Annotated in this window: 4 protein-coding genes and 1 tRNA gene; all 5 read right to left on the reverse strand. The window is 74.5% G+C overall.

Annotated elements, in window-relative coordinates; genetic code table 11:
- On the reverse strand, positions 1 to 858 hold an 858-nt coding region (locus tag BI06_RS08760; protein WP_149030336.1), incomplete at its 3' end, for an MFS transporter.
- A gap of 72 nt (positions 859 to 930) precedes the next feature.
- A complete protein-coding gene (locus tag BI06_RS08765; protein WP_043466859.1) occupies positions 931 to 1,767 on the reverse strand; it encodes a MerR family transcriptional regulator in 837 nt (278 codons plus the stop codon).
- Positions 1,768 to 1,864: 97 nt separating this feature from the next.
- Complete coding sequence (locus tag BI06_RS52305) at positions 1,865 to 2,992, reverse strand: peptidoglycan-binding protein (RefSeq protein WP_051740525.1); 1,128 nt, start codon at positions 2,990 to 2,992, stop codon at positions 1,865 to 1,867.
- 210 nt (positions 2,993 to 3,202) lie between these two features.
- Positions 3,203 to 3,290 (reverse strand) — tRNA-Ser (locus BI06_RS08775).
- Positions 3,291 to 3,356: 66 nt separating this feature from the next.
- A partial coding sequence (locus BI06_RS08780) for a S1C family serine protease (protein ID WP_063794938.1) occupies positions 3,357 to 4,645 on the reverse strand: 1,289 nt, incomplete at its 5' end.

A 4,645-nucleotide genomic window follows, 5' to 3' on the forward strand; every position in this document is an offset into this window, starting at 1 on the left:
CCCGAGCAGCGCGACCACCGGCAGCACCGCGCCGGCCGCGGCGCCGGCCAGCAGCAGCGCTGCCCGCAGCAACCGGTCGCCCGTCGCCAGCCGCACGCCGGCGGCCGCCTCCCGCAGCAATCCGGCCGGCCTGTCCGTGCCGGTGCCTGTGCCTGTGCCTGTGCCGGCATCGGCGTCGCCACCGCTGCGGGCGCGGGCCGCCGGGGCCCGTCGCGGGTCGGACACCGGCAGGAGCAGCAGCACCAGCAGCAGGACGGCGAAGCTCGCCGCGTCCACCAGCGCCGTCGCGGGCAGCCCGCCCGCCGCGACCAGCGCGCCGCCGAGGGGTGCCCCCAGCAGGGCGGCGAGCTGACCACCCGCCTGCCGCAGGGCCAGGGCGCGCGGCAGCTGCCCGGCGTCCACGAGCAGCCGGGGCATCGACCCGCTCGCCGGGAGGTAGAACGCGTCCACCACGCCGATCACCAGCGCCGCGAGCAGCAGCAGCCGGAGCGGAGTACCCAGGACTCCGGCCGCCGCCGCCAGCGCGAGCGTCGCGGCCAGCATCACCGCGTCCCCGGCGAGCATCACCCGGCGCGCCCCCAGCCGGTCCGCCACCGCGCCGCCGACCAGGACCAGCACCGTCCGGGCCACCGTGATCACGGTGAGCACCAGGCCGGCGGCGGCCCCGCCGTGCGCGGCAGCGGCCCAGCCCAGGGCGAAGGCGAGGGCGGCGTCGCCCAGGGCCCCGAGCTGCGCACCGGCCAGCCAGCGCAGATAGGGCGCGGGCAGGGCCGGCCGGGCAGCGGCGGCGGGATCGGCCGCGTCTGGATCGGCCGCGTCGGCGTCGGCGCCGGGTGCGAGGGAACCGGTGGTCGTCATGCGCGTCGACGCTAGGACCCTCGACCGGCTTCAGGGCAAACGCCGGGCCGTCGGGCGCGGATCACGCGCGGATCAGGCGCGCACCACCGGCTCCTGCAGCTCCGTCACCCAGTCCGCCGGGTTCTTGGGGCACTCCAGGTAGAGCTCCCGGGCGTAGCCGGTCGAGCGGTAGCCGTTCTCCTCGACGAACCGCGCCAGCACCTGGAAGGAGCCCAGCGACTCGTCCATCGAGCCCCGGTGCACCACCGTCGCCGCCTCCTCGACGGCCGGCAGGTCGACCACCGCGAAGCCGTGCTCCTCGCCCGTGGCCGCGGTGGTCCCGGCCGGTACCGGCACCGCGACCCGGATCAGCACCGAACCGTCGCCGTCCCCGGTGTCCTCGTAGCGGGCGACGGAGGGCCCGGCGGCCGCGACACCGGCCGCCGCCAGACGGCCGCAGAGCTCCTCGAACAGCGGGCCGATCACCGGCCCGATGTCCTGCGGCTCGTAGCTCGCCGCGACACCCGCCAGCTCGGCCGCCCGGACCGACGGCAGCGGCTTCACCACAACGTCCTGTGCGGACATGGTCCCCTCACTCTCGATCGTCCGGAGCCTCGCCTCGACCCGGGCCAGCCGTTCGGCGTCCGCGGCCATGGCCGCGGCGAGCTCGGCCCGCCGCAGCCGCAGCATCCCGCGCAGCTCCGCCGGGTCCACCTCCTCGTCCAGCACGGCCCGCACCTGGTGCAGGGTGAAGCCGAGTTCCTTGAGGGCGATGACCCGGTTGAGCCGGGCGAGTTGGGCCGCCTCGTAGCAGCGGTAGCCGCTGGACGGGTCGACCCGGGCCGGCCGGATCAGCCCGATGGCGTCGTAGTGACGCAGCATCCGGACCGACACCCGGCCGTGCTTGGCGAAGTCTCCGATGTTCAACATGGTCCCTCCAGTTCAGGGCCTCACACGGTGTCATGGTCAAGCCCCGCGCCCGGAGGATCCAGCCACCGCCGGTCCCGCCGTCCCCGGCGGGCGGCGCTCAGTCGGTCACGTCGAACCCCCGCCGGTCCCCCAGCGTGCGCAGACTGCGCTGGCCGGGGACCCCGTTGGCGTCCTCCCCCGCGTAGCCGAGGCTGCGCTGGAAGGCCGCGTACGCCTGGACCGTCCGGGTGCCGAGCGAGCCGTCCACCCAGCGCTGCTCCAGGAAGCCCTCGTCCGCGAGGGCCTGTTCGACGATCCGCACCTCGCCCCCGTAGGTCTGGTGCCCCTGCTCGGCGCCCGGGTCGGTGCGGGCGGCCGCGACCACGTGGGCGAGCGACACCCGGCGCGGGGAGGGCAGCCGGCCGAGCAGCCGGCGCAGCGACCCCTCGCCCGGCACACCGTCGGCGTCCGCCCCCGAGTACCCCAGACTGTGCTGGAAGTCCTGGTAGTTGAGGGTGTCGGCGTCCCGCCAGTCCTCGTCCGGGCCGGACGCGTAGTGTCGGCCGAAGCCCTGCCGGACGAGCGCCTCGCCGACCTCCCGGACCTGCGGTCCGTGCGCGCCGTAGCCGTACTCCAGCCCGTTGATCGTCACCCGGTACCGGGCCGGCCCGGAGTCGCCGGCCGGGCCGGAGTCCCCGCGCGGCGTGGGCACCGGCGCGCCGCCGGCCGCCGCGACGATGCCGGGCAGCACCACCTCGCGGAACTGCCGGGCCCGGGCGTCCCCCGGGCAGGCCGTGCCGCCGTCCGACCACTGCGGGAACATCCGGTGCACCCCGAAGCCGGGCGCGTCCCACTGCGGGCAGATCCGCGTCGGGATGCCGTGCCGCTGGTGCAGCCACACCCCGAGCGCGACCAGGGCGGCGACCTGGGCGTCCGTCCAGGGGTCGGTGCTCGCGTCGTCGCTGGCCGTCTCCACACTGACCGCGCCGCTGCCGTCGGTTCTGCGGTTGGCGCCCATATTGGCGTCGGCACGCGTCTCGGTGCCGACGAACTGCCCCACACCGCCGTCGTACCCGACCCCGAAGTGCGACTCCAGGTTGGTCGAGTCCCGCCAGTACTCGTACATCCGCCGCGGCGTCCACGGCGCCGCCACACTGTGGAAGATCACCTGCGTCGGCGTGATCGCCGGCTGCTCGTCCGACTCTGGCTGGAGCTCCATCTTCTCCGCGCCGGGGTACCAGGCCATCCGTCTCTCCTTGCCGGGCCCAGGGCAGTTCGCCCCTTACGCCCGAACACACGAGACCCGGCCCTCCCCAGAACGACGCATCCCCCACAAACCCCCCGTTCAGGTGAAAACGGGGCACCTCCCCACCCGGCCCACCCCCGACAAGCACAAAGGCGGGTGCCGACCCTGAGGTCGACACCCGCCTTGAGCAGGTGGTTCTTCTCCTACCGGCGGAGAGCGTGGGATTCGAACCCACGGTACGGGGTCACCGCACGACAGTTTTCAAGACTGTTCCCTTAGGCCGCTCGGGCAGCTCTCCAGGCGGAGGTCAGCCTAACGGGTCCGGTGGGGTTCGGTGCACCGGGTTTCCGGGGTGGGGCGGGGGTCAGTCGCCGACGCGGGTGCCGAGGGTGACCTTGGTGGTGGCGGTCTGGCCGTTGCGGGTGTACTCGACGTCGACGGTCTCGCCCGGCTTGTGCGTCCAGATCTTGCTGACCAGGGCGGGGCCGTTCTCGATCGGGCTGCCGCCGAGCTTGGTGATCACGTCGCCCGGCTTGAGGCCGGCCTGGTCGGCGGCGCCGCCGGGGGTGACGGCCGGCTGGCCCTGGATGTCGCGGGTCTGGATCTGCGCGCCGTCGCCCTTGTAGTCGTCGTTGCGCAGCACGTCGAGCTTGGCGTAGACCGGCTTGCCGGTCTTGATCAGGGTGTCCGCGACCCACTTGGCCTGGTTGACCGGGATCGCGAAGCCCAGGCCGATGGAGCCGGCCCGGCCGTTGGCGGAGGCGTTGGACTGGATCGCGGAGTTGATGCCGATCACCGCGCCCGAGGAGTCCAGCAGCGGACCGCCGGAGTTGCCGGGGTTGATCGAGGCGTCGGTCTGCAGCGCGTTCATGTACGAGGCCTGCGCGCCGGTCTCGTCGCCGGAGGCGACCGGGCGGTCCTTGGCGCTGATGATGCCGGTGGTGACGGTGGACTCCAGGCCGTACGGGGCACCGATGGCGATGGTGGAGTCACCGACGTTGACCTTGTCGGAGTCGGCCAGCGGAAGCGGCGTCAACTTGCCCTTGGGCGGGCTGTCGAGCTTGATCACCGCGACGTCGTAGCCCTCGGCGCGGCCGAGCACGGAGGCGCCGTAGGAGCTGCCGTCGGCGAACTTGACGGTCAGTTTGCCGCCGCTGGTGGACGCGGGCGCCACCACGTGGTTGTTGGTGAGGATGTGGCCCTCGGTGTCGAACACGAAGCCGGTGCCGGTGCCCGACTCGCCGTTGCCCTGCGCCTTGATGGTGACGACGCTGGGCAGCGCCTTCTGCGCGATACCGGCGACCGAGCCCGGGGCGGGCTCGTTCTTCTGGGTGTTGTTGGCCTGGACCGTGGTGGAGCTGCGGTCGGCCTTGGCGCTGACGGAGGTGTCGTCGCGGTCGGCGACGGCCACTCCGACCGCGCCGCCGGCCACACCGGCCACCAGGGCCACGGCCGCGACCAGGGCGATCAGGCCGCCGCGCTTCTTGCGCGGGCCGCCGGGGCCGGGGGCGCCGGGGTACTCGCCCGGGTAGCCGAGCGGGCCGCCCGGACCACCGGGGGCCCCGGGCGCGCCGGGGGTGACGTCGTGGGCGCCCCAGCCGCCGAGCGGCTGGCCTGCGCCGAACGGGTGGTGGTGCTGCCCGGTCGCGCCCG

This window comes from Kitasatospora sp. MBT66, from assembly GCF_000710405.2.
Classification (GTDB): Bacteria; Actinomycetota; Actinomycetes; order Streptomycetales; family Streptomycetaceae; genus Kitasatospora; species Kitasatospora purpeofusca.

Bases quoted from the DNA above. Each gene is read 5' to 3' on its own strand.
- BI06_RS08765 (WP_043466859.1), bottom strand. From the start codon at position 1,767: ATGTTGAACATCGGAGACTTCGCCAAGCACGGCCGGGTGTCGGTCCGG.
- BI06_RS52305 (WP_051740525.1), bottom strand. From the start codon at position 2,992: ATGGCCTGGTACCCCGGCGCGGAGAAGATGGAGCTCCAGCCAGAGTCG.